The organism is Streptococcus oralis (assembly GCF_026782235.1).
GTDB classification, from domain to species: domain Bacteria; phylum Bacillota; class Bacilli; order Lactobacillales; family Streptococcaceae; genus Streptococcus; species Streptococcus oralis_CC.
Window position 1 is genome coordinate 442605 of sequence record NZ_JAKUWE010000003.1, and the last position, 25086, is coordinate 467690.

At 41.1% G+C, this 25086-nt stretch carries 26 protein-coding genes; 12 read left to right on the plus strand and 14 right to left on the minus strand.

Annotated features, from left to right (window positions below; genetic code table 11):
* Positions 1–112 precede the first annotated feature (112 nt).
* From coaB to MK396_RS05800, 3 genes are read left to right on the plus strand one after another with little or no spacing between them, the layout of a single operon-like run.
* Entirely contained in the window at positions 113–802 is a 690-nt protein-coding gene (gene coaB, locus MK396_RS05790) for a phosphopantothenate--cysteine ligase (RefSeq protein WP_268723957.1), read from the plus strand.
* A gap of 11 nt (positions 803–813) precedes the next feature.
* Positions 814–1365, plus strand: coding sequence for a phosphopantothenoylcysteine decarboxylase (coaC, locus tag MK396_RS05795; protein WP_268723958.1), 552 nt, complete (start codon positions 814–816; stop codon positions 1363–1365).
* Positions 1349–1912 (plus strand): ECF transporter S component, encoded by a 564-nt coding sequence (locus tag MK396_RS05800; protein ID WP_049518772.1) that lies wholly within the window; start codon positions 1349–1351, stop codon positions 1910–1912. The genes coaC and MK396_RS05800 overlap by 17 nt, the downstream gene beginning before the upstream one ends.
* 41 nt (positions 1913–1953) lie before the next feature.
* Here MK396_RS05800 and MK396_RS05805 read toward each other — a convergent pair whose 3' ends face one another.
* On the minus strand, positions 1954–2313 hold the full coding sequence (locus MK396_RS05805) for a hypothetical protein (protein ID WP_049518773.1): 360 nt from the start codon (positions 2311–2313) through the stop codon (positions 1954–1956).
* A gap of 135 nt (positions 2314–2448) precedes the next feature.
* Here MK396_RS05805 and MK396_RS05810 point away from each other — a divergent pair, with 135 nt between their 5' ends.
* Positions 2449–2976 (plus strand): ECF transporter S component, encoded by a 528-nt coding sequence (locus MK396_RS05810; protein WP_061417449.1) that lies wholly within the window; start codon positions 2449–2451, stop codon positions 2974–2976.
* 11 nt (positions 2977–2987) lie between these two features.
* Positions 2988–3503 (plus strand): transcription repressor NadR, encoded by a 516-nt coding sequence (locus tag MK396_RS05815; RefSeq protein WP_000159158.1) that lies wholly within the window; start codon positions 2988–2990, stop codon positions 3501–3503.
* On the opposite strand, the gene MK396_RS05820 is transcribed toward MK396_RS05815, so the two are convergent.
* From MK396_RS05820 to uvrB, 3 genes are all read right to left on the minus strand, one after another.
* Positions 3500–3967, minus strand: coding sequence for an 8-oxo-dGTP diphosphatase (locus tag MK396_RS05820; protein WP_268723959.1), 468 nt, complete (start codon positions 3965–3967; stop codon positions 3500–3502). The genes MK396_RS05815 and MK396_RS05820 overlap by 4 nt on opposite strands.
* A gap of 72 nt (positions 3968–4039) precedes the next feature.
* On the minus strand, positions 4040–4528 hold the full coding sequence (locus MK396_RS05825) for a GNAT family N-acetyltransferase (protein ID WP_268723960.1): 489 nt from the start codon (positions 4526–4528) through the stop codon (positions 4040–4042).
* A gap of 17 nt (positions 4529–4545) precedes the next feature.
* Complete coding sequence (gene uvrB, locus MK396_RS05830) at positions 4546–6534, minus strand: excinuclease ABC subunit UvrB (RefSeq protein WP_268723961.1); 1989 nt, start codon at positions 6532–6534, stop codon at positions 4546–4548.
* A gap of 180 nt (positions 6535–6714) precedes the next feature.
* On the opposite strand from uvrB, the gene MK396_RS05835 reads away from it, so the two are divergent.
* From MK396_RS05835 to zwf, 3 genes are all read left to right on the plus strand, one after another.
* On the plus strand, positions 6715–8880 hold the full coding sequence (locus MK396_RS05835) for an ABC transporter substrate-binding protein/permease (RefSeq protein WP_268723962.1): 2166 nt from the start codon (positions 6715–6717) through the stop codon (positions 8878–8880).
* Positions 8880–9620, plus strand: a complete 741-nt coding sequence (locus MK396_RS05840; protein ID WP_001096337.1) for an amino acid ABC transporter ATP-binding protein — start codon at positions 8880–8882, stop codon at positions 9618–9620. The genes MK396_RS05835 and MK396_RS05840 overlap by 1 nt, the downstream gene beginning before the upstream one ends.
* A gap of 149 nt (positions 9621–9769) precedes the next feature.
* A complete protein-coding gene (gene zwf / locus MK396_RS05845) occupies positions 9770–11257 on the plus strand; it encodes a glucose-6-phosphate dehydrogenase (RefSeq protein ID WP_268723963.1) in 1488 nt (495 codons plus the stop codon).
* 44 nt (positions 11258–11301) lie between these two features.
* Here zwf and ftsY read toward each other — a convergent pair whose 3' ends face one another.
* From ftsY to MK396_RS05860, 3 genes are read right to left on the minus strand one after another with little or no spacing between them, the layout of a single operon-like run.
* Positions 11302–12603, minus strand: coding sequence for a signal recognition particle-docking protein FtsY (ftsY, locus tag MK396_RS05850; protein WP_268723964.1), 1302 nt, complete (start codon positions 12601–12603; stop codon positions 11302–11304).
* 3 nt (positions 12604–12606) lie between these two features.
* Positions 12607–13425 carry a Cof-type HAD-IIB family hydrolase gene (locus MK396_RS05855; RefSeq protein ID WP_268723965.1) on the minus strand — a complete coding sequence of 273 codons (819 nt, stop codon included), beginning with the start codon at positions 13423–13425 and terminating at the stop codon, positions 12607–12609.
* Entirely contained in the window at positions 13425–14216 is a 792-nt protein-coding gene (locus tag MK396_RS05860) for a Cof-type HAD-IIB family hydrolase (protein WP_268723966.1), read from the minus strand. Before MK396_RS05860 ends, MK396_RS05855 begins: the two co-directional genes overlap by 1 nt.
* A gap of 217 nt (positions 14217–14433) precedes the next feature.
* Between MK396_RS05860 and MK396_RS05865 the strand changes: the two genes are divergently transcribed.
* Positions 14434–15129, plus strand: coding sequence for a VIT1/CCC1 transporter family protein (locus MK396_RS05865; RefSeq protein WP_125391292.1), 696 nt, complete (start codon positions 14434–14436; stop codon positions 15127–15129).
* A 38-nt stretch (positions 15130–15167) separates the two neighbouring features.
* On the opposite strand, the gene MK396_RS05870 is transcribed toward MK396_RS05865, so the two are convergent.
* The 5 genes from MK396_RS05870 to MK396_RS05890 all read right to left on the minus strand — a co-directional run bounded on the left by MK396_RS05870 (position 15168) and on the right by MK396_RS05890 (position 21401).
* Positions 15168–17156, minus strand: coding sequence for an ABC transporter permease (locus tag MK396_RS05870; RefSeq protein ID WP_268723967.1), 1989 nt, complete (start codon positions 17154–17156; stop codon positions 15168–15170).
* A 1-nt stretch (position 17157) separates the two neighbouring features.
* Positions 17158–17916 carry an ABC transporter ATP-binding protein gene (locus tag MK396_RS05875; RefSeq protein WP_000173369.1) on the minus strand — a complete coding sequence of 253 codons (759 nt, stop codon included), beginning with the start codon at positions 17914–17916 and terminating at the stop codon, positions 17158–17160.
* 593 nt (positions 17917–18509) lie between these two features.
* On the minus strand, positions 18510–18782 hold the full coding sequence (locus MK396_RS05880) for a PspC domain-containing protein (protein ID WP_268723968.1): 273 nt from the start codon (positions 18780–18782) through the stop codon (positions 18510–18512).
* Positions 18783–18841: 59 nt separating this feature from the next.
* On the minus strand, positions 18842–19285 hold the full coding sequence (locus MK396_RS05885) for a SprT family protein (protein ID WP_268724027.1): 444 nt from the start codon (positions 19283–19285) through the stop codon (positions 18842–18844).
* Complete coding sequence (locus tag MK396_RS05890; protein ID WP_268723969.1) at positions 19272–21401, minus strand: Tex family protein; 2130 nt, start codon at positions 21399–21401, stop codon at positions 19272–19274. The genes MK396_RS05885 and MK396_RS05890 overlap by 14 nt, the downstream gene beginning before the upstream one ends.
* 130 nt (positions 21402–21531) lie before the next feature.
* Between MK396_RS05890 and MK396_RS05895 the strand changes: the two genes are divergently transcribed.
* From MK396_RS05895 to MK396_RS05905, 3 genes are read left to right on the plus strand one after another with little or no spacing between them, the layout of a single operon-like run.
* Positions 21532–21663: an SPJ_0845 family protein gene (locus tag MK396_RS05895; RefSeq protein ID WP_000268696.1), complete on the plus strand. Its 132-nt coding sequence runs from the start codon at positions 21532–21534 to the stop codon at positions 21661–21663.
* Positions 21664–22569, plus strand: coding sequence for a permease (locus MK396_RS05900; RefSeq protein ID WP_268723970.1), 906 nt, complete (start codon positions 21664–21666; stop codon positions 22567–22569).
* Positions 22566–23384 carry a TIGR03943 family putative permease subunit gene (locus tag MK396_RS05905; protein ID WP_268723971.1) on the plus strand — a complete coding sequence of 273 codons (819 nt, stop codon included), beginning with the start codon at positions 22566–22568 and terminating at the stop codon, positions 23382–23384. Before MK396_RS05900 ends, MK396_RS05905 begins: the two co-directional genes overlap by 4 nt.
* Positions 23385–23402: 18 nt before the next feature.
* On the opposite strand, the gene MK396_RS05910 is transcribed toward MK396_RS05905, so the two are convergent.
* Positions 23403–24014 (minus strand): tetratricopeptide repeat protein, encoded by a 612-nt coding sequence (locus tag MK396_RS05910; RefSeq protein WP_268723972.1) that lies wholly within the window; start codon positions 24012–24014, stop codon positions 23403–23405.
* A gap of 17 nt (positions 24015–24031) precedes the next feature.
* Entirely contained in the window at positions 24032–25084 is a 1053-nt protein-coding gene (locus MK396_RS05915; RefSeq protein ID WP_268723973.1) for a hypothetical protein, read from the minus strand.
* Between the last annotated feature and the right edge of the window lie 2 nt (positions 25085–25086).

Sequence of the window (25086 nt, forward strand, 5' to 3'; positions counted from 1 at the left end):
TTTTTACTTTTTATAAGTTTTTATAGCCAAAAACTATAATCTTGCTGGAAAATTAGATAAAAAAACAAACGCTTTCTTTTGATTCTATTTTATTTTTTGGTACAATAGTCCTATGAAAATTTTAGTTACGTCAGGCGGTACAAGTGAAGCAATCGATAGCGTCCGCTCTATCACTAACCACTCGACTGGTCGCTTGGGGAAAATCATCACCGAAGCCCTACTTGCTGCTGGTCATGAGGTTTGTTTGATTACTACTCCTAATGCTCTTAAGCCAGAACCTCATCCCTATCTAACCATTCTAGAAATCAAAAATACGAATAATCTTCTTATAGAGATGAAAGAACTTATTCAAGATTATCAAGTCTTGATTCATTCAATGGCTGTGTCTGACTATACTCCTGTTTATATGACGGGGCTTGAGGAGGTACAGGCTAGCTCCAATCTAGAAGAATTCTTAAACAAGCAGAATCATCAAGCTAAGATTTCTTCAACTGATGAGGTTCAGGTTTTATTTCTGAAAAAAACACCCAAAATCATCTCTCTAGTCAAAGAATGGAATCCAGCTATTCATTTGATTGGTTTCAAACTGTTGGTTGATGTCTCTGAAGATTATCTCATAGAAATTGCTAGACAGAGTCTTATCAAGAACCGAGCAGACTTGATCATTGCAAATGACCTCACTCACATTTCAGCAAATCGGCACCGAGCTATCTTTGTTGAGAATGATCATCTTCAAACTGTTCAAACCAAAGAGGAAATTGCAAATCTCCTCCTTGAAAAAATTCAAGCATACGATTCATAGAAAGGAAAGCCATGGCAAATATTCTCATCGCAGTAACAGGTTCCATCGCCTCCTATAAATCAGCTGACCTAGTCAGTTCCTTGAAAAAACAAGGCCATGATGTCACTGTCCTAATGACTGAGGCAGCGAGAGAGTTTATCCAACCGTTGACACTACAGGTCCTCTCTCAAAATCCTGTCCACCTTGATGTCATGCAGGAACCCGCTCCTGAGCAAGTCAATCATATCGAACTAGGAAAAAAAGCTGACCTTTTTATTGTTGTCCCTGCTACTGCTAATACCATTGCCAAACTTGCGCACGGTTTTTCGGATAACATGGTGACCAGTACGGCTCTTGCCCTACCAAGTCACATCCCTAAACTCTTAGCGCCAGCCATGAATACAAAAATGTATGACCATCCGGCAACCCAGGCTAATCTAAAAACATTAGAGACCTATGGTTATCAGATTATCTCTCCAAAGGAATCTCTACTAGCCTGTGGCGATCACGGCAAAGGCGCCCTAGTTGACCTGAATACTATTTTAGAAAGAATAAAGGAAACCCTCGATGAACAAACGCTCTAACATTGCTCCAATTGCTATCTTTTTTGCAGTTATGCTCGTTATCCACTTTTTGAGCTCTCTCCTATTTAACCTTTTCCCATTTCCAATTAAACCAACTATCGTTCATATTCCAGTAATCATTGCTAGTATCATTTACGGCCCACGAGTTGGTGTTACACTTGGTTTCTTGATGGGACTACTAAGCTTAACGGTAAACACGATTACGATTCTACCAACCAGCTACCTCTTCTCACCTTTCGTACCAAACGGAAACATCTATTCTGCGATTATCGCTATTGTCCCTCGCGTTTTGATCGGTCTGACACCTTACTTGGTTTATAAACTGATGAAAAATAAAACTGGGCTAATCCTAGCTGGTGCCCTTGGTTCCCTTACCAACACCGTCTTTGTCCTTGGTGGAATCTTCTTCCTTTTTGGAAATGTCTTCGACGGCAATATCCAAAAACTCCTAGCAACCGTTATTTCTACAAACTCAATTGCCGAGCTTGTCATCTCTGCCGTACTAACAGTAGCAATTGTTCCCCGTCTCGAAACTTTGAAGAAATAAAAAATCAACTCCACTTTCATCCTGAAGGTGGAGTTTAGCATTTAAAACATGAGAAACATCAATAGAATATGAAAGCCAAAGCGCAGGAGTTGATACGAAAGAGGTGTAGGTTGCTGACTTTTCTGGCTATCCAAATATAGGGTTAAAGATAGTAAAACCAAACCAAATGCAATCACCAATCTGACAAAATAAGCAATTTCGAGTATTGCTGCCATCAAAAGAAAACCTAATAAAGGAAGGCTAAAGAGTGAAACAGCTAGGCTACTTGCTAATAGAGAGAGTAGCGAAAGGACCAATAAACTATAAACTAGGAAACGAGTCCAACCTGAGACTACTTTCCCTTCTTTTTTCTGCTTTGACATCATCACGATTACCACGATTAGGTAAACAAAAAGTATCATCACAATTTCTCCTCAGTTCCTATTATTCTTTACCACATTTTAACCAAATTTTCCTGAAAAATCAATAATGCTTCTTGACTTGATTGGTGATTTATTGTACTATACTTGTGTATATACAGATAAATGGAGGTTCTTATGGATATACGGAAAAAAACGCAGTTTATGACTATGACTGCCCTACTCACTGCAATAGCGATTTTGATTCCAATCATTATGCCTTTTAAAATCGTTATCCCACCGGCTTCTTACACCTTGGGAAGTCATATCCCCATCTTTATCGCCATGTTTCTTTCGCCTTTGATGGCTGCTTTTGTGATTATTGCTTCTAGTCTTGGTTTCCTGATGGCAGGCTACCCTATGGTTATCGTTCTGCGCGCCTTTTCTCACATCGTTTTTGGTACTTTGGGGGCTTTGTACTTAAAAAAATTCCCTGAAACCTTGGATAAACCAAAGGCATCTTGGATTTTTAACTTTGTTTTGGGTGTTGTTCATGCTATCGCTGAAGTAATAGCTTGTATCATCTTTTATGCTACTTCAGGGACAAATGTTGAAAATATGTTTTATGTTCTCTTTGTCCTAGTTGGTTTTGGCACAATCGTCCATAGTATGGTAGACTATACATTAGCACTAGCTGTCTATAAAGTGCTTCGAAAACGTCGCTAAAAGGAAAAACTATGACAAAGGATCGCAAACAAGCTCTTCTCAAACTGTTAAAAGAGGCACCAAAAGCTCTCAATGGTCAAACCTTGGCTGAACACTTTCATGTTACGCGCCAAGTCATTGTACAGGACATCGCTATTCTTCGAGCAGATGGAGCTCCTATCCTATCCACCAATCGTGGTTATATCTACAAAGAAAATGATGCCAGCCCCTACGTCCACAAACTCTTTAAAGTGAAACATGAACTGGAAGAAATCGGACAGGAACTACTAGCTATTGTAGACAATGGCGGACGCGTTCAAAATATCTTAATCGATCATCCCGTTTATGGAGAAATTGAAACCCTACTCAAACTCACTTGTCGCCGAGATGTCCAGCATTTTCTCGAACAAGTCGAGAATTCAGACTTTAGACCCCTTTCTGAATTGACAGACGGCATCCATTACCACCTTGTTGAAGCCGAAACGCAACAAGACCTCCACTATATCGAGGAGGCCTTGGATCAGTTAGGTTATTTAGTAAAAGACTAGAAAATTTCTTTCTCCCATCCATCTTCTGTACGGTGGCGATAGAAGAACTCAGACTTGTCAGGTGCTTCCATCATTTCCATCAAAGGCAACATATCATAGGCCAGTTCCAAGTTTGGAATCTGGTCTTTTTGCACCCAAGATACTTCTCCTTCTCCTGAGGATTGGAGACTTCCAGTAAACTCTGTCGCCTTATAACAAACGACGATGTAGCGCCCACCTGTATCTAAGGGCCAGTTTTTAATGCCGACTAGTTGTGGATTCTGAATGGTTAGACCTGTTTCTTCATAAATCTCACGAATGACAGACTCGGCAAAGGCCTCGCCATTCTCAACATGTCCTCCTGGAAAGGCATAGCCAGACCAGCGATTGTTTTCAGGAGAGCGATACTGCATCACCACGCGCTGGGTTTCGAGGTCTTCAATCAGACAGATGTTGGTTAAAATAGTTGCTTGGGCACGGGACATAGGTTTACTCGCTTTCTAAATTATTAAATTTTCAGACTTGGTACCAGAGCCATTAGCTTTTACTTTTTAAAATTATTTAGAATAGAATACCATCCGTTTTTCCTTTATAGGTTTTCCAAGGTCAAGCATCTTTTCTTGTCCATCAAAAGTAAAACCCATTTTTTGATAGAAAGCAATGGCACGCTTATTATCTTTCAATACCCATAAGAAAATTTCAGAAAAATGATCAAGAGCATTCAAAGCTGCTTTCACTAACTTTTGTGCGATACCTTTTCCATAATAGTCTTTTAAAATATATAAAGCCATAATTTCACCAGCTTGAATAGTCTCATCACGAAAGTTTCCATAACTGATAAAACCAACTACGTTCATGCCATCTATCGCAATCAATGTATTTTCTGGATACTTTTGACTAAAGAATCGACATCTTTCTAATGTTATTGTCTCCTGAAATTCTGCAGGCAAAAGGTCGTCATAAGCCTCTCTCCACGTTTGCCAGTGAACGAGGGATTTACCTTCTATCTCTTCAGGAGTTTTCATCTTTTTGATAGTAAGATTCATTTATTTTTCTCCTTTCTCTACCCCAACGCCTTGACTTCCAACATCGTATCACGGATCTGAGCTGCCAGTTCAAAGTCAAGCACTTCGACGGCTTCTTGCATTTGTTTGTCGAGTTTTTTGACGAGTTCCTTGCGTTCTTGTTTGTTGAGGCTATTGATATCGACTTCCTTGTCATCTTCCTTAGCAACTGCCTTGGTTACGGCGATTAGGTCGCGGATTTCTTTCTTAATGGTTTGTGGAACGATACCATGCTCTTCATTATAAGCCATCTGGATTTTCCGACGGCGGGCCGTTTCATCGATAGCACGTTGCATAGACTGAGTCATCGTGTCCGCATACATGATGACATGCCCTTCGCTATTACGGGCAGCACGACCAATGGTCTGGATGAGGCCACGTTCGTTACGAAGGAAGCCTTCCTTGTCAGCATCTAGAATAGCAACCAAACTCACTTCAGGAACGTCAATCCCTTCACGGAGGAGGTTAATTCCGACCAAGACATCAAAGACACCCAAACGTAGGTCACGGATAATCTCCGTCCGCTCTAAAGTCTTGATATCCGAGTGCATGTACTTGACCTTGATGCCCATTTCCTTGAAGTAGTCGGTTAAGTCCTCTGCCATTTTCTTAGTCAGAGTGGTGATAAAGGTTCGTTCGTTCTTTTCAACACGGGCATTGATTTCACCTAAAAGATCATCAATCTGCCCCATAGTTGGACGGACTTCCACCTCTGGATCCAATAGTCCCGTTGGACGAATGATTTGTTCAATAACTGTCTCGGTCTGTTCATTTTCATAGTCACCTGGTGTCGCTGAAACGTAAACAATCTGATGGACATGGCTTTCAAACTCCTCCCGACGGAGGGGACGATTGTCCAAAGCAGACGGCAAGCGAAAACCATAATTTACTAACATTTCCTTACGCGAACGGTCTCCATTGTACATGCCCTTAATCTGCCCCATGGTCATGTGGCTCTCGTCAATCATGATTAAGAAATCATCTGGGAAGAAATCGAGCAATGTATAAGGAGGCTCTCCTTCGTTCCGTCCATCCATGTGACGAGAGTAGTTCTCAACCCCATTTGTATAGCCCATCTCACGCAACATTTCGATATCATACTCTGTCCGTTGTTTCAAGCGTTGTGCTTCTAGCAGTTTGCCTTCCTTTTCAAAGACAGCTAACTGCTCCTCCAACTCCGCCTGAATCTTGGCAATAGCAACTTCCATGTGATCATCATTGGTCACAAAGTGAGTGGCAGGGAAAATCGCCAAATGATCCACTTCTCCCAATACCTGACCAGTCAAGGCTTCAACCTCACGGATACGATCAATTTCATCTCCGAAGAACTCTACTCGAAAAGCGTGTTCATCACGGGAAGCTGGGAAAATCTCTACCACATCCCCACGCACACGGAATCTTCCCCGTTGGAAATCAATGTCATTACGCTCAAACTGGATATCGACCAAGTCATTCAAGAGTTTATCACGAGAAATCTCAAGACCTGGACGCAAACTCACGACACTATCAGCGTATTCCTTGGGCGAACCTAAACCATAGATACAAGAGACAGAAGCCACAACGATGACATCATTACGCTCCAGAAGAGCTGAAGTCGCTGAGTGGCGGAGCTTGTCTATCTCGTCATTGACGGAACTGTCCTTCTCAATATAAGTATCGCTAGAAGGAACATAGGCTTCTGGCTGGTAATAATCATAGTAGGATACGAAGTACTCAACAGCATTTTCAGGGAAAAATTCCTTGAATTCTCCGTAAAGTTGGCCTGCTAGTGTCTTATTGTGAGCGATGACCAGAGTGGGTTTATTGACCTTGGAAATGACCTGACTCATGGTATAGGTTTTCCCTGTCCCAGTCGCACCCATCAGGATTTGAGCTTTTTCTCCACCTTCGATATTGTCAACCAATTGCTCGATGGCTTGGGGTTGATCTCCTGAAGGTTCATATTTTGATACTAGTTTAAATTTATTATCTGTAATTCGATTTATCATGATTGCCTCATCTGCATTTTTCTATCTTTCTATTTTACCATAAATTTGCTTTTCAGACTCTTCTCCAAACTGATAAGAACGTGCAGTTCATGTTATATTTCCTTACATAAAATTCATAAAATTTGCCTTTTCACCTTTTTTCTGGTATAATGGAAAAATATTCGGAAAAGGAGACTAAAAATGAAGAAAAAAATACTAGCGTGTTTGCTCATTTTATTTCCCATTTTCTCACTAGGTATGGCAAAAGCTGATACTGTTAAGATTGTGTCTGATACAGCTTACGCACCTTTTGAGTTTAAAGATTCAGATCAAACCTACAAAGGGATTGATGTTGATATTATCAATAAAGTCGCAGAAATCAAAGGATGGAACATCCAAATGTCTTATCCCGGCTTTGACGCAGCTGTAAATGCAGTGCAGTCAGGTCAAGCAGATGCTATTATGGCAGGTATGACAAAAACAAAAGAACGTGAAAATGTCTTTACCATGTCTGATACTTATTATGATACAAAAGTTGTCATTGCTACCACAAAGGCAAATAAAATCACCAAATATGAGGAACTTAGCGGGAAAACAGTTGGAGTTAAGAACGGAACTGCCGCCCAACGTTTCCTCGAAAGTATCAAAGATAAATACGGTTTTTCTATTAAAACCTTTGATACAGGTGATTTGATGAATAACAGTCTAAGTGCTGGTGCTGTAAATGCCATCATGGATGATAAACCTGTTATTGAGTATGCGATTAACCAAGGACAAGATCTCAGCATCAATATGGATGGTGAGGCTGTTGGAAGCTTTGCTTTTGGTGTCAAGAAAGGGAGCAAGTATGAACACTTGGTTACCGAGTTTAACGAAGCCCTAGCACAAATGAAAAAGGATGGTAGCTTGGAGCAAATCATCCAAAAATGGACCGCTTCTACAACTACGGCAAGCCCAACGACAACTACTGCTACTGGACAAAAAGCTACTCCAGTGAAAAGCAAGTACATTATTGCCAGCGACTCATCTTTCGCCCCATTCGTTTTTCAAAATTCAAGCAATCAATACACCGGTATTGATATGGACCTCATCAAGGCCATTGCCAAAGATCAAGGTTTTGAAATTGAAATTACCAACCCAGGATTTGACGCAGCAATCAGTGCTGTTCAAGCAGGACAAGCAGATGGTATCATTGCTGGTATGTCTGTAACAGATGCCCGTAAGGAAACCTTCGACTTCTCAGAATCATACTACACAGCAAATACGATTCTCGGTGTGAAAGAATCAAGCACGATAGCTTCTTATGAAGACCTCAAGGATAAAACTGTCGGTGTTAAAAACGGAACTGCTTCCCAAACATTCCTTACTGAAAATCAAAGCAAATACGGCTATAAGATTAAAACCTTCGCAGATGGCGCATCAATGTATGACAGTCTGAATACTGGAGCTATTGATGCTGTGATGGATGATGAGCCAGTTCTCAAATATTCTATCAGCCAAGGTCAAAAATTGAAAACGCCAATTGCTGGAACTCCAATCGGTGAAACAGCCTTTGCGGTTAAAAAAGGAACAAACCTTGAATTGATCCAGATGTTCAATAATGGACTTGCTAACCTCAAAGCTAACGGAGAATTCCAAAAGATTCTTGACAAGTATCTAGCTAGCGAATCTTCAACTAACTCTACAAGTACGGTTGACGAAACTACTATCTGGGGCTTGCTTCAAAACAACTACAAACAACTTCTTAGTGGACTTGGAATCACTCTTGCCTTAGCACTTATTTCATTTGCAATTGCCATTGTCATCGGGATTATCTTTGGTATGTTTAGCGTTAGTCCATACAAATCTCTTCGTCTGATCTCTGAGATTTTCGTTGACGTTATCCGCGGTATTCCATTGATGATTCTTGCAGCCTTTATCTTCTGGGGAATTCCAAACTTCATCGAGTCCATTACAGGCCAACAAAGTCCAATTAACGACTTCGTAGCTGGTACTATTGCCCTCTCACTCAATGCAGCGGCTTATATCGCTGAAATCGTTCGTGGTGGTATTCAGGCCGTTCCAGTTGGGCAAATGGAAGCCAGTCGCAGTCTTGGTATCTCTTATGGAAAAACCATGCGTAAGATAATCTTGCCACAAGCGACTAAATTGATGTTGCCAAACTTTGTCAACCAATTCGTTATCGCTCTTAAAGATACAACCATCGTATCTGCTATCGGTCTGGTGGAACTTTTCCAAACTGGTAAGATTATCATCGCCCGTAACTACCAAAGTTTCAAGATGTATGCAATCCTTGCTATCTTCTATCTTGTAATTATCACGCTTTTGACTAGACTAGCGAAACGCTTAGAAAAGAGGATTCGTTAATGGCAAAACTAAAAATTGATGTAAATGATTTGCATAAGTATTATGGAAAAAACGAAGTTTTAAAAGGCATTACGACTAAGTTCTATGAAGGAGATGTTGTCTGTATCATCGGTCCTTCTGGTTCTGGTAAATCCACTTTCCTCCGTAGCCTTAACCTTCTCGAGGAGGTAACGAGTGGCCACATCACAGTAAATGGTTATGATTTGACTGAAAAATCAACCAATGTCGACCATGTTCGCGAAAACGTGGGAATGGTCTTCCAACACTTCAACCTCTTCCCACACATGTCCGTTCTAGAAAATATCACTTTTGCACCTATTGAACACAAACGGATGACCAAAGAAGAAGCTGAAAAATTGGGGATGGAGTTGCTGGAGAAAGTCGGTCTTGCAGACAAAGCTAATGCTAACCCAGATAGCCTATCAGGTGGTCAGAAACAACGTGTAGCTATCGCTCGTGGACTTGCCATGAATCCTGATATCATGCTCTTTGATGAGCCAACTTCCGCTCTGGACCCTGAAATGGTTGGAGATGTACTGAATGTTATGAAGGAATTGGCGGAGCAAGGCATGACCATGATCATCGTAACCCATGAGATGGGATTTGCTCGTCAGGTGGCTAACCGTGTTATCTTTACGGCTGATGGTGAATTTTTAGAAGATGGAACTCCAGATCAAATCTTCGATAACCCGCAACACCCTCGTCTGAAAGAGTTCTTGGATAAGGTCTTAAATGTATAAAACAAAACTGTAAGGTTCTCCTTACAGTTTTTTAATTGCGTATTGGATTTTTTGTTTTTTTTGAAAATTATGATAAAATAAAAACTATGATAATGAGGAAATCTCATCCCTAGTCCAACTAGGAAAAAATATAGAAATTAGGTAGCTAGATGTCATCAAAGGTTATTGTTACAATTTTCGGTGCGAGTGGAGATTTAGCTAAACGCAAACTCTACCCTTCCCTTTTCAGACTCTATAAATCAGGCAATCTTTCTGAGCATTTTGCAGTTATCGGAACAGCTCGTAGACCTTGGAGTAAGGAATATTTTGAATCTGTAGTTGTCGAGTCCATCCTTGATTTGGCAGATAGTACCGAGCAAGCCCAAGAATTTGCTAGCCACTTCTACTATCAAAGCCATGATGTGAACGATACGGAACATTACATTGCTTTGCGCCAATTACAAGCTGAGCTTAACGAAAAATACCAAGCTGAACACAATAAGCTCTTCTTCTTGTCTATGGCACCTCAGTTCTTCGGAACCATTGCCAAACACCTCAAATCTGAAAACATTGTTGATGGTAAAGGTTTTGAGCGCTTGATCGTTGAGAAACCATTTGGTACAGACTACGAAACAGCTAGCAAACTCAACGAAGATCTCCTTGCGGCCTTTGATGAAGAGCAAATCTATCGTATCGACCATTACCTAGGTAAAGAGATGATTCAGAGTATCTTTGCTGTTCGTTTTGCCAACATGATCTTTGAGAATGTTTGGAACCGCGAACACATCGATAATATTCAGATTACCTTTGCGGAACGCTTGGGTGTTGAAGAACGCGGTGGCTACTATGATCAATCTGGCGCCCTTCGTGATATGGTGCAAAACCATACTCTCCAACTCCTCTCTCTTCTAGCCATGGACAAACCAGCTAGCTTTACAAAAGATGAGATTCGTGCTGAAAAGATAAAAGTCTTTAAAAACCTCTATCATCCAACTGAGGAAGAATTGAAAGAACACTTTATCCGTGGTCAATATCGCTCTGGTAAAATCGATGGCATGAAATACATTTCCTATCGAAGCGAACCAAATGTCGACCCAGAATCTACAACAGAAACCTTTGCGTCTGGTGCCTTCTTTGTAGATAGTGATCGCTTCCGTGGTGTCCCTTTCTTCTTCCGTACTGGTAAACGCCTGACAGAAAAAGGGACTCATGTCAATATCGTCTTTAAGCAAATGGACTCTATCTTCGGCGAGCCTTTGGCGCCAAATATCTTGACCATCTATATCCAACCAACTGAAGGATTCTCTCTCAGCCTCAATGGTAAACAAGTCGGTGAGGAATTTAACCTAGCACCAAGCTCTCTGGATTACCGTACAGATGCTACTGCTACTGGAGCCTCACCAGACCCATACGAGAAATTAATCTACGATGTTTTGAACAACAACTCTACCAACTTTAGCCACTGGGATGAGGTAAGTGCTTCGTGGAAATTGATTGACCGTATCGAAAAGCTCTGGGATGAAAACGGAGCTCCACTCTACGATTATAAAGCTGGAAGCATGGGGCCACAAGCTAGCTTTGACTTACTTGAGAAGTATGGAGCCAAATGGACTTGGCAACCAGATATCGCCTATCGTGAAGATGGCCGTTTAGAATAGCAAAAATATCCTGCAAGATTGACTTGCAGGATATTTATTTTGTATTAAATCAAGCCTTCTAAGAGACCCTTCATAAAGTTCTCTGAGTTAAATTCCCCGATATCATCGATTTTTTCACCGAAACCAATCAATTTTACAGGGATATTAAGTTCTTCGCGTATAGCTAGTACAACACCACCTCGGGCAGTTCCATCAATTTTTGTCAAAACAATTCCTGTCAATGGAGTTATCTTAGAAAATTCCTTAGCTTGTACCAAGGCATTCTGTCCAGTTGAAGCATCAAGGGCAAGGAAGGTTTCATGTGGCGCCTCTGGAACGACACGCTTGATAATGCGACCAATCTTTTCCAACTCGGCCATGAGGTTGTCCTTGTTTTGCAGACGGCCTGCTGTATCAATCATGAGAATATCAATCCCTTCTGCTACAGCACGTTCCATCCCATCAAAGACCACACTTGCTGGATCAGCCTTTTCAGCTCCCGTCACAACAGGAACATCAACACGACGGCCCCATTCAGCTAGCTGGGCAACAGCTCCAGCACGGAAAGTATCTGCCGCAACCAACATGACCTTCTTGCCAGCTTGCTTGTAACGATGAGCTAATTTCCCGATAGAAGTTGTTTTCCCAACACCATTGACTCCGACAAAGAGCATGACTGTCAAACCATCTTGGAAATGGATTTGTTCATCGTAGTTGCCATCCTTTTCGTAGAGCTCGACCAATTTCTCGATAATGACACGACGGAGCGCATCAGGCTTCTTAGCATTTTCGAGTTTGGCTTCATAACGTAGTTCTTCTGTTAGGTTCGAAGCGACCTGCACACCGACGTCGCTCAAGATGAGCAGTTCTTCCAATTCTTCGAAGAATTCTTCATCGACAGAACGGAAGTTGGCAAAGAAAGCATTCAAACGAGCTCCGAATCCCGTACGGGTTTTCTTTAGACTGCGGTCATATTTTTCCTGCACGGTTTCTTCAACCTGAGGAAGTTCTTCTTCTACTACTTCTGACGCTAGTTCTTCTTCAGTTTCTTGGCTCTCTTCTTCTAAAACTTCTTCAGGCTCTTGGAGTTGTTCCAATTCATCAGATTCTAGCTCAAGCTCTTCCTGAGCAGTTTCCTCGACTGTATCTGGTTCAATAACATCTTCTGTCGAGACCTGAGGAAGTTCTTCTTGAGCAAGAGTTGCTTCCACTTTGTCTCTTGCTGTCTCTTCCTGAGAAGTTTCTTCGACTACCGTTTGGTTTTCTTCAACCTCTTCTGACAAATCAAGATTTTCCAGAGCTTCTTTAACAATATCTTCGATTTTCGGCTCTTCTTTTTTTCCGAATAGACGGTCAAATAATCCCATATTCTAGTTCTCCTTTAGCACGTATTCTTCGATAGCCCAGGCAACGGCTTCCTCGTCGTTGGTCATCGGGGTAATCACATTGGCAACTGCCTTAACTGCTGGAACTGCATTTTGCATGGCAACTCCCAGACCTGCCCACTCAATCATAGAAAGGTCATTGGCCTCGTCCCCACAAGCCATCACTTGACTTTGGTCGATTCCCAAGTGTTTAATTAATTTCGCTAAACCTGTTGCCTTGTGGACGTTTTTCGGCGACCATTCCAATAAGAGTTCACGCGATTTGAAGATTTCGTATTGGTCAAACAATTCAGGAGAAATCTGTTGAATCGCTGCATCCAAAGGTTCTTGGGCAAAAGCAGTCACACATTTATTATATGTCATCTGACTAGATAGATCCTCAAAAGCGACAGGTACGAAAGTCAAGGCTGGGTTGAACTTAGCATAGAGACTTTCTTGGTCCGACTGGATTTGATAGACTGTTCCTTCTGAAATAGCATCTAACGGAAGTCCGAGTTTTTCAGTTTCCTCATACAATCGTGCCACATCGTCGATTGAAAAGACTGTTTTATCGAGAATCTCCCCCGTATTTTTCTGAACAAGCCCCCCATTAAAGGTGATAGTGTACTCGTCCTCCTGACCATCAGTCCCTAGCTCATGGAGAAAAAAATCCATAGCCTTCAAAGGACGACCTGTTGTCAGTACGACCTTGATGCCACGATCACGCGCAGATTTGAGGACCGCCTTGGTACGATCTGTCAGCTTTTTATCCGTTGTCAATAAGGTACCATCCAAATCGAGTGCAATCAATTTAATATCTGCCATTACAAGCCCTCCATATAAGCTATCACTGACTGGTCCTTATGGTGGCCAATCACTATCTCTGCTAATTCTAAAATCTCTGGTCGCGCATTTTCAGGAGCGATTGGGTGCCCAACAACCTGCATCATGTGAAGGTCATTGAGATTATCTCCAAACGCTATGACCTGATCCAAGCTAAGCCCCATTTTTTTTGCTAGCTCAACAATAGCCACCCCCTTATCAACGTAGTCCAAGACAATATCAATGGATTCAAAACCAGTTGTCATGGCTTTCACACCAGGAACATTTTCGTTGACCCAGGTCTCACCAGCTTCTATCGTATCTTCTGTGAAGTTCGTAGTGAATTTAAAAATCTCATCCGTGATAGCTTCCAGACTCGCTACTTTTTGAATATTCTCATTGTAATGACGACTAATCATGAGATAAGTCTCATCCACTGTTTCCAATACATAACAAGCTTTTTTGCCAGTCAAGAGCATTTTTCTTTCATCAAAATAAGGCGATTGCTTTAAAGCTTCAAAAGTACTCAAGTAAAAATCCCGAGACATAGTAGCCTCATACATATCCTCACCATGAAACTCAACATAACTCCCATTTTCAGCTATAAAAATCACTTCATCACGCACATCCACAAATAGCTTTTTAAGGGATAAGATACCACGACCCGAGGCCACAGCAAAATAAATTCCCCTCTCCTTGTAGGAAACAAGTACGTTTTTAAGGCGTTCCATATCAAACCGACCCTCTCCATCTAGAAAGGTACCATCCATATCGGTTGCTACAAGTTTAATCATAAAATTCTTCGTTCTCCAATTGATAAATCTATCTTCTATTATACCATAGATAAGCTAAAAAAGAACTTGTTCAGTAGGATTGGCAACTGTATTGCCGAGCTTTTTCGGTAAAGTCGAAAAGGGCTTAAAAATTAGAATCGTAGAACTTTTTTCAGATAGTTTAAAAAGTTTGTATTCCCCTTTTCTTTTCTCTATAATGGAGAGAAAGGAGATGACTATGACAGAAATAAAACATGAAATTGATGCAAACTTTGCAGGCCGACTCAATATCCTACGCGCGGGTGTTCTGGGTGCCAATGATGGGATTATTTCCATCGCTGGAGTCGTTATTGGGGTTGCCAGTGCGACAAGCAATATCTGGATTATCTTTTTATCAGGTTTGGCAGCTATCCTCGCTGGTGCTTTCTCTATGGCCGGTGGCGAATATGTCTCTGTATCTACTCAAAAAGACACGGAAGAAGCCGCTGTCGCTAGAGAACAGTTGCTCTTGGATAAGGATATCGAATCTGCAAAACAATCCCTCTATGCTGCTTACCTTCAAAATGGTGAGTGTGAAACGTCCGCCCAACTCTTGACCAACAAGGCCTTTTTAAAAAATCCACTCAAAGCCTTGGTCGAGGAAAAATACGGTATCGAGTACGAAGAATTTACCAATCCTTGGCATGCTGCCATCTCTAGCTTTATCGCCTTTGTACTGGGAAGTCTTCCTCCTATGCTTTCGATCACTGTCTTTCCAAGTGATTATCGCATTCCTGCTACTGTTTTTATCGTTGCCCTTTCCCTTCTCGTCACTGGCTATACCAGTGCTAAACTAGGCAAGGCACCTACGAAAACTGCCATGATCCGTAACCTCTGTATCGGACTTCTCACCATGGGAGTGACTTACCTGCTTGGACAACTCTTCAGCATTTAAGATAAAGAAATACCTCGATAAACATCGAGGTATCTTTTTTACATTTGCACAATCTTGCGATAGCTTCTTGAGGTAATCATAAAGATTAAGACATAGACAACGAGGAAGATCGCACAGATGGATAAAGTGACAGTCAACATCATGGTCGCATCTAGCACACCAATGACTTTTAGGATGAGGCTAAGCATATGATAGGCAAAGGCAAGGTGTAGGAAGGCAAAGAGCAATGGGAGGAAGAAAACAGTTAGGACCTGTTTGTTAATCGTTTGCTTGATTTGCTTTTGATCGAGACCGACCTTTTGCAAAATGATAAAGCGTTCACGGTCTTCATAGCCTTCAGAGATTTGTTTGTAGTAGATGACGAGAACTGTTCCCACCATAAAGATGATGGAGAGGAAGATACCGATAAAGAAGGTCCCACCAAAGAAAGCACTCATCTGCGCACTACTATCAGCCAGATTGCTTCCGTAAATAAAGCTTCCTTCTTTGCTTGATTCTCTATTAAAATCATCAAGGAATTTTGAATAGTCATCTGCAAGTTTGAGTTGCTCTTCCTCACTAGCTGTTACATTCATACCACCATAGTATTGATTAAAAATGGAAGAATTAGGATGCTGGTCAAGAAAGGCTTTCAAGTCAGGAACAACCAGATAGTTATAGTCCGAAGTTAGAATATTGTACTGATTTGGGACATGTTCAAGAATAAAATCTTTTTTGATTTCTTCCTTTATTGTATAGGTCTGGTCATTTAGAGTCAGTTCTTTCTGTCCTTGAAGTTCTTTGTTCTTAGTAAACAATCCAACTTCCTTTCCTGAAAGTGCAAGTTTTTGGCCCGTCATATTCTCATAGTCTTTTTGGTCAAAGACCATAAAAACGGTTTTCGGTTGAACACGATTTTGACCTTTCTCAAAAATGGTTAATTTCGTACCTTCTTGGTTTGCTACACCAAAGCTACTGTATGTAAGGACTTCTTTCTTTGTAACAGTCAATCCCTTATCACTAGCATACTGGTCTAGGAGTTTATTTATGTCTTCTTTTTCAACATTCTGTCCTGTAATTCCAAAATCATGTGGATTCATGACTTTCTTGAAAGTTTCAGAGCCTTTAAAGATACTCGTTGCAGCAGACATAGTCACCAAGACCATGGTTGAGAGAATAGCAATCGTTGCCAGACCAACCGCATTTTTCTTCATACGGAAAATGAGATTGGATACGGAAATCATGTTGTTAGGTTGGTAATAGTAACGCTTGTTTTTCTTCAAGATTTGTAGGAAAACTGTGATTCCTGCATTGAACAAGAGATAGGTTCCAAAAATTACTAATAAAACTGCCACAAAGAAAATCATGAGTGCAGTTAAAGGATTTTTAACTGTCACTGCTAGATAGTAACCAGCTCCCAAACTGATTAATCCAAGAATCGTTTGCAAGCCCAGGAAACGTCCTTTTTTCTCACCACTGGCTTTTTCACGAGAGAGATGAAGGGCATTCATTCGTGCGATACGAAAGGCATTGATAAAAATCAAACCTAGGAAGATAGCTCCAAAAACAAGGATGACCATTATGAAGACTATTGGTTGAAAAGTCGAAACGAGCTCCACCTTCATTTTCATTAACTTCAGAAGAAGGGCGAAGATTAGCTTATCAAAGAGGGCTCCTAAGCCAAGTCCAACTGTCAGCGTTAAGGCTCCAAAAATAAGAAGCTCTTTAAAAACCATGCTGATCAAATGGCGCTTTTCGAGACCCAGCATACCATATATACCCAGTTCTTTGGAACGGTTCTTCATGACAAAACTATTGGCATAAAGGACAATAATAGCAGATGCAAGCGTGACAATCACCATACCAAATCCAAGAGTGGCTTGAATGGTTGTCCCTCCTCGAATATTGCCAATATTAGGATTAAGTGTCAATGAGTAAAAGAGATAAGTGATGGTCACTGCTAAGAGAACAGCAAGGGCAAAGGGATAGTAGAGTTTGCGGTTTTTAATTAAGTTGGATACCGCTAACTTATTGGTTAATCGGAACATACTAATTCACCTCGCTTGCCATAACAGTCAAAGTATCAGAGATTTCTTGGAACATCTGACGCTCTGTTTTGTCTCCGCGGTAGATTTGGTTGTAAAGAATACCATCCTTGATAAAGAGAACGCGCTTGGCCCTGCTGGCTGCTGCCGTTGAGTGAGTTACCATGAGAATGGTTTGGCCACGCTCATTGATTTCATCAAATACATCAAGAAGGGCTGCAGATGACTTGGAGTCAAGGGCTCCTGTTGGCTCATCGGCAAGGAGAATTTCAGGTTCTGTGATGATGGCGCGTGCTACTGCTACCCGCTGTTTTTGACCACCAGAGATCTCGTAAGGATACTTCTCTTGCAATTGGTTGATGCCTAAATTTTCAGCTGTCACTACCAATTTTTTCATCATCTCTGTGATGGGTTTTCGTGATAACACTAACGGAAGCAAGATATTATCCTTAACAGACAAGGTATCTAGCAAGTTAAAGTCTTGGAAGACAAATCCTAACTTCTCACGACGGAAGCTCGAAGCCTGGGAATTCTTAATCGTTGCTGTGTCTGTTCCATTTAGGTAAACCTGCCCACGAGTTGGTTTATCCAGCATAGCGAGGATGTTGAGCAGAGTTGACTTCCCAGAACCAGACTCCCCCATGATGGCAACGTAGTCACCCTTTTCTACGGTAAAGTGAATATCTTTGAGTGCCTCTACTTGGTTGCCTTGGAAACGTGTTTTATAGATTTTTTGAACGTGTTTTACATCTAAAAGTGTCATTGTTATCTCCTTCTTAATATCCCATCATTTGAAACTGTGCTTGCATCATAGCGCATCCCAGTTGAACACGCTCGATATCTTTTTGACTTGGTTTTCTTGTTTTCTTTTGTAAGAATCTTTTCATGGTTTTGCTCCTTTATTCTTTATGAGTCTAGTTTATCGCAAAAAAAGGTGGCTTGCCATAACCTAACCTTACAAAAGAGACTTTAATCTTACATTTTTGTAAGATTAAAGAATATCAAGCAATTTCGCTATCAATATTTTACCATAAAAGAAAGGCAAGAAGAAAACCCTTGCGGATGCAAGGGTTAAAAGTTATTCATCTTTTTGATCTCGTCTAGAAATGATGAATTTATCAATGAAGAGAAAATGAAAAAGAAACAAAGGAATTGCTAAAAGACAACCTTCTTCTGAAAAATCCTGTTTCGTTAAGTGGTATAAGTAATTATTAGTTGATAGAAAACTAGTAATCAAAATAAATAGAATCCAGAACACATCCGTCCATTTATAGTTTTTAAAGTATTTCCTAAGCATGCTACTGCCTTCTTTTCTCTTGTAGTATCGTTGCAAAACTTTTGTTACCGTAGATTTACTCACCAAAACCAGCCATCATTGTCATCAATGGCCTCAGCTTCCTTACGTTTGCGTGGTCCTGTTCCGTACATTTCTGCTTCGATTTCTTCCTTAGTTGGCAGGATAGAGGCTAGGATGATGTAGATAATCACGCCAATCCCAAAATTTGATATGGTAAAAATGGCAAAGAGAAAGCGGACTAAAGTTACATCAAAATTCCACTTGTCTGATAGACCAGCTAAAACTCCCGACACCTTACTATTTCGTTTCATTTTATAAAATTTGTTATTCATGATATGTTCCTCTTTCGGCATTCTTACAAGTAGTATAGCATGAATCAGAACTATCAACATCAGTCCTTAGGCCGATTTATGATGACGAGTTTACCTCGACAAACCCCACAGCGATAGCGTTTGGTATCAATCCTACGCTTGCGCTGATAAGTTTGCTGGCAAGATTGACACTGATAAACTAGGTAGGTACTTTGGTCTTTCAAAGGGGGGACAAAGCGTAGTCCATCCACTTCTTTCAAAAGTTTCTTAAAATCTCGGTCCTTATGTCGATATCCTTTTTTCTGAAAATAAAGGTGATAGTGACAGAGTTCATGGCGCACGATTTTCCGAAAAACCTCCAAACCAAGTTCATTATAGACCTTGGGATTAAAATCCAAATGCCCATCCTTAGGGAAAAATCGCCCACCTGTCGTTCGCAGACGAGAATTCCACTGGGCTTGGTGCGTGAAAGGTCTACCAAAGTCTTCGAGTGAAACAGACTGAACATACTCAGTTAGATTCATCTGGAGCAAGGAGCGACAGATTGACTTTTTCACGTTCAGTATCGATTTTCTTGACCCAAACCGTTACCAAATCTCCAACAGACACCACTTGACTAGGATGTTTGATAAATTTGCGACTCATGTGGGAAATATGAATGAGGCCGTCTTCGTGAATCCCGATATCAACGAAGGCACCGAAGTCAACGACATTCCGCACCACACCTTCCAGCTTCTGGCCGACTTTTAAGTCTTTGATATCCAAGACATCTTGACGGAGAACTGGAGCATCAAAAGAATCACGGAAATCACGACCAGGTTTTAGGAGGTCAGCAATGATATCTTTAAGGGTTTCTGGTCCAAGTTCTAGTTCTTGCGACATTTCCTTGATAGAAAGAGACTTAAGCTTATTTTGTGCTTCTTCATTCAAGTCCTTGATATCCAAGCGTTTGAAGAGCTCCTTAACCGCAGCATAGTTTTCTGGGTGAACTCCAGTATTATCAAGGATATTGCTACTTTCAGGGATACGGAGGAAACCAGCTGCCTGCTCAAAGGCTTTGGCACCCAGACGAGGAACCTTCTTGATTTGAGCGCGTGAAGTGATTTTTCCTTCTTCTTCACGGTATTTGACGATATTTTCAGAGATGGTTTTATTGAGTCCAGCTACGTGGGAGAGAAGTGCTGGGCTGGCTGTATTGACATTGACACCGACTTGGTTAACCACCGTATCGACAACAAAGTCCAGACTTTCAGACAGTTTCTTCTGACTAACATCGTGCTGGTATTGCCCGACACCGATTGACTTGGGATCAATTTTAACCAATTCGGCAAGCGGATCTTGCAAACGACGGGCGATTGAAATAGCCGAACGTTTTTCAACGGTTAATTCTGGAAATTCCTGACGAGCAAGTTCACTAGCAGAGTAGACAGAAGCGCCACTTTCATTGACGATAACATAGCTGACTTCTGGAAAATCTTTCAGAACTTCCGCCACAAAGGCTTCACTTTCACGACTGGCCGTCCCATTTCCAATGGCAATAATTTCTACGCCATACTGGCCAATCAGGTCGGTCAAGTCTCGCTTGGCTTCTTCAATCTGACGAGCTGAAGCTGGTTTAACAGGATAAATGACTTGAGTCGTCAGCATTTTCCCTGTTGCATCTACGACAGCAAGCTTGGCACCTGTACGAAAAGCAGGGTCAAAGCCTAAAACCACGCGCCCTTTCAGCGGAGCAACCAAGAGGAGATTGCGCAGGTTGTCAGAAAAGAGTTGGATAGCCCCTTCTTCTGCCTTCTCAGTCAATTCTGTCCGAATGCGTCGTTCGATAGCAGGCAAGACTTTTTTCTTAACTGACTGTTGAACAACTTCATCTATATAGGTATTTTTCACCTTGAAACGAGCAGCAAAGAAAGATAAGATACGGTCTGTCGCGTGCTCAAAACCGACTTTTAAGACGCCTAGCTTCTCCCCACGGTTGAGAGCCAAGGTACGATAGCCCTGCATGTTGCCAACAGTCTCTGAGAATTCGTAATAAATCTGAAAAACTTGTTTTTCATCAAGACTCTCATCCTTGACCTGCGAAGTGATTTTAGAGTGTCTCAACACTTCCTGATAGGTCAGTGAACGCAAAGTCACATCTTCCGATAAGGCTTCGACCAAAATATCAACCGCACCAGACAGGGCTTCTTGACCAGTCGCAAATCCTTCACAGACAAACTTCTCAGCTTCTTTCTCTAAACCATCTACATTCTGCAAGATCAAGCGAGCAAGAGGAAAGAGTCCAGCTTCACGAGCAATGGTTGCCTTGGTCCGACGTTTTTCCTTATAAGGAAGATAGAGTTCTTCTACGTCTGCTAATTTCTCAGCTGCCAGGATAGCTTCTTCCAATTCCTTGGTTAGTTTGCCTTGTTCTTGAATCTTAGCTAAGACAGCTTCTTTACGATCGTTGAGATTTGTCAGACTTTTATCCAGATCAATAATGGCCTTAATCGCTACCTCATCCAGACTACCAGTCATGTCCTTGCGATAACGGGCGATAAAGGGAATTGTCGCTCCTTCAGCGGTCAAACTTAGAACAGTATCGATTTGCTTTAAGGTTACACCCAAATCTTGGGAGATTTTTTCATATTTTTTATCCATATACCTATTATACCATAAGGAACTGCTCTTGTTTTGCCTTACCTGTTTTTGCATCTTTGATTATCAAAATAATCCCTTTTCAAGAAAATAATAGTATAATAGAGGTAGAATGTAGAAAAGAGGTAGGCCCATGGCTGTTAAATTTACAAAAACGGATGACTTGGACAAGATGTTTGAAGAATTCGCCAAACTTCCTGACTTAACACAAGTCACTTTTCCAGATGACAAAGACAAAAAAGAAAAAGTTGAGAAGAAAAAATAGATGACTGTTTTCCAATCTCTTCCTCCTAGTGTATTACAAGCGGGGGCTATTTTTCTCTCCATCATGATTGAAGCCCTTCCCTTTGTCCTGATTGGGAGTCTGATTTCGGGATTGATTGAGGTCTATATCACGCCTGATAAAGTTTATAGGTTTCTTCCTCGCAATCGTTGGGGGAGGATCTTTTTTGGTACCTTCATTGGCTTTCTCTTTCCATCCTGCGAGTGTGGAATCGTTCCCATCATCAATCGTTTTCTGGAAAAGAAAGTGCCTAGCTACACGGCCGTTCCTTTTCTGGTGACTGCCCCCATTATCAATCCTATCGTTCTTTTCGCCACATATTCTGCCTTTGGCAATTCAATAAAACTTGCCTTCTTGCGAGCGCTGGGAGCCATTGTGATTGCTTTGGTGCTTGGAATTTTCCTAGGATTTTTCTGGAAGGAACCCATTCAAAAAAAGAATCCTATCGCTTGTCATGAACATGACTTTTCACACTTGGGTCCTGCTAGAAAGGTCTTTCAGGTCTTTATACAGGCTATTGATGAGTTTTTTGATATGGGGCGTTACTTGGTCTTTGGCTGTCTCTTTGCGGCTATCGTGCAGGTCTATGTCCCGACTCGGATCTTGACCTCTATCAGCGCAAGTCCAGTCCTTGCGATTCTCTTGCTCATGTTTCTAGCCTTTCTCCTCTCTCTTTGTAGCGAGGCAGACGCCTTTATCGGTGCTTCTCTCCTCTCGAGCTTCGGCCTAGCGCCAGTCCTTGCTTTTCTGGTCATTGGCCCCATGCTTGATATCAAAAATCTCCTCATGATGAAACACTATCTCAAAGCGCGCTTCATCTGGCAATTCATGTGCATCGTGACAGTGCTTGTCTTGCTTTATTCTTACATGATAGGAGTGATGCTATGATCCGATTTCTCATTTTACTGGGTTATTTTGCCCTAACTCTGTATCTGCAGCTATCTGGCAAGCTCAGTCACTACATCAACCTCCACTATTCCTATCTAGTCTATATTTCCATGCTCCTTTCTCTTCTGTTGGCTCTGGTCCAATTCTACATCTGGATCAAGAAAATCAATTCTCACAGCCATTTGGAAAGTCGTCGAGCTAGACGAATCAGTATCCTTTTACTGTCACTACCTCTGTTGATTGGGGTTGCCTTTCCGACAGTAAGTTTGGACTCGAGAACTGTATCTGCCAAAGGTTATCATTTCCCACTTGCCGAGGGAATCAACACAGCCATTCAGGCAAGCGAAGGAACATCCAGTCAATACCTCAAACCCGATAGCAGTACCTATTTTTCCAAATCTGCTTATGAAAAGGAAATGAGGGCTACAGCTGATAAATACCTCGCCCAGCCAACCATTCAGGTTACAGACGAAAACTATATGGAGGTCATGGAAGTTCTCTATGACTATCCACAAGAGTTTGAAGGAAAGAAAATAGAGTTTACAGGCTTTGTCTATAACGATCCTAGCCATCCAGATAGCCAGTTCCTCTTTCGCTTTGGAATCATCCACTGTATAGCCGACTCTGGAGTATATGGACTCTTGACCAAGGGAAACTCACGCCAGTATCCTGACAATACCTGGATCACCGCTAGAGGAACCCTGACCCTCCACTACCATAAAGAACTCAAACAAAAACTCCCAACACTGGAAGTTGAGAGTTTCACAAAAGTAGACAAACCAGAAAATCCTTATGTCTATCGCGTGTTTCAATAAAAATGTAGCCTAAACAGGCTACTTTTTATTATTTATTAAGTTTCTAACCTCTTGAGCACCAATCTGATCGCCAGCCTTTTCAAAAAGAGCGATAGCTTGTAAAAAATTTTCATGTGATTCTTCAGGATTTTGTATCGAACCAATCTCTCCTAAACCTCTATAAGCACAAGCTTGGGCAATCAAATCATCTGTTTGCAAAGCTTGTTTTAAGGACTGTTCCATATACATGAATGCTTCTACTACTTTCCCTAGCTTTAATCGTAAATAACCTTGCTCATAATTGTTAACAGAAGATTTGAGGGTATCCTCTGTAAAAGCTTCTTCAATGACTTTTTGCTCTCTTTCGATATAGAAAAGGGCTGTTTGAAATTCATTCATTTCACGATAAACCATGGCTAACTGATGATAGCCTATATGTTCATTTTCTGGGTCGCTTTTAGTTCGTGCTAAGTCAATGTAACGCTGATAGATACTTAAGCACTCGTTGTATTTTTGCTCTTCAAGATAAATATACCCCATCAAATTTAACAAACTAAAATCCGTGCAAGTTTCCAATAAAAAATCAGCTTCAACTAATTTTTTAGCCTCTTCAATCTTGCCCTCAAACAATAAATCCCATGCTTGATTCATACATATCCTCCTGCTTCTTACGTTGTATAGAAAAAAATTGACAAATCGCTATCAGACTCGTATTTTTTCCAAGCTAAACTGAAGCCATAATAATCTTCAAATTCAGGGTGCCAGTCATAATAAAGTGGGACACGACTATACTTTCTCGCTACAACTTCGTCTTCAAATTCTGGAGACTCCCCTGCAGTAATACCAAATTGAAGACCATTTAGTTCCCAAGTATTTCCCCAAACGTTTTCATCAGAGAGAACATCGATCCATCTAGAAGCATCAATATCAAAATCTGCACATAATTCCAGTTCATAGAATTTTCTACAGTTAATCTCTGAAGGTTTTATATAAAGAGCGCTATCAACTTGGTATTTTTTATCTTTCACTTGAATCTGTGTGATTTTCATTGGAATCGGAACTCCATTTAATTCTAACCAGAAATATCCTAAAGGAGTTTTGATACTATAATATGTTTGCTGAGAGTCGGGGTTAGCGTTTTTAGAGCAAACATCTAGAATTCTTCCTAGCTTTTTTAAATTTCTAAAAACGTTTTTCGAAGTGATTGGGTCGAAATGTGAATACCTACGAATGACACGTTTTAACTTTTCAACAGGAAAAGTGATATCCTTTGGTAGGGCATGAGACTTCTGTACAACTAAAGCATTTTTTTCAGTATTTTCCTTCCCGACTGGGACAATAACAGCGTGTCCTATATGGATATTTGGGTCATCACAGATATAAGTATAACCATTCCCTCCCTCCTGAAACTCAACCACAACAAGATTTAACTCTTGATCTGGATCAAAGAGAGGCTCTACCTTTTCTACTACTTGGCGCTCATAAAAAGTAAAGTGATCTCCATCCCCGTCTTCGCCAAAAACCATGAAACTGCCACACTCAGGGCACTTCCACATATAAAATGACGCTTCAGAAATATCATCATAAGAAATTTTATTATGGTCGTCAGCTTTATTTATGATTTCTTCAAACAACTCATCAGAATAAACTGAATAAGCATTTGGATCGGGCTCTCGGTGGTCATTCATAGCTTGCCCACATTTACATGTCCATTTACCCATAA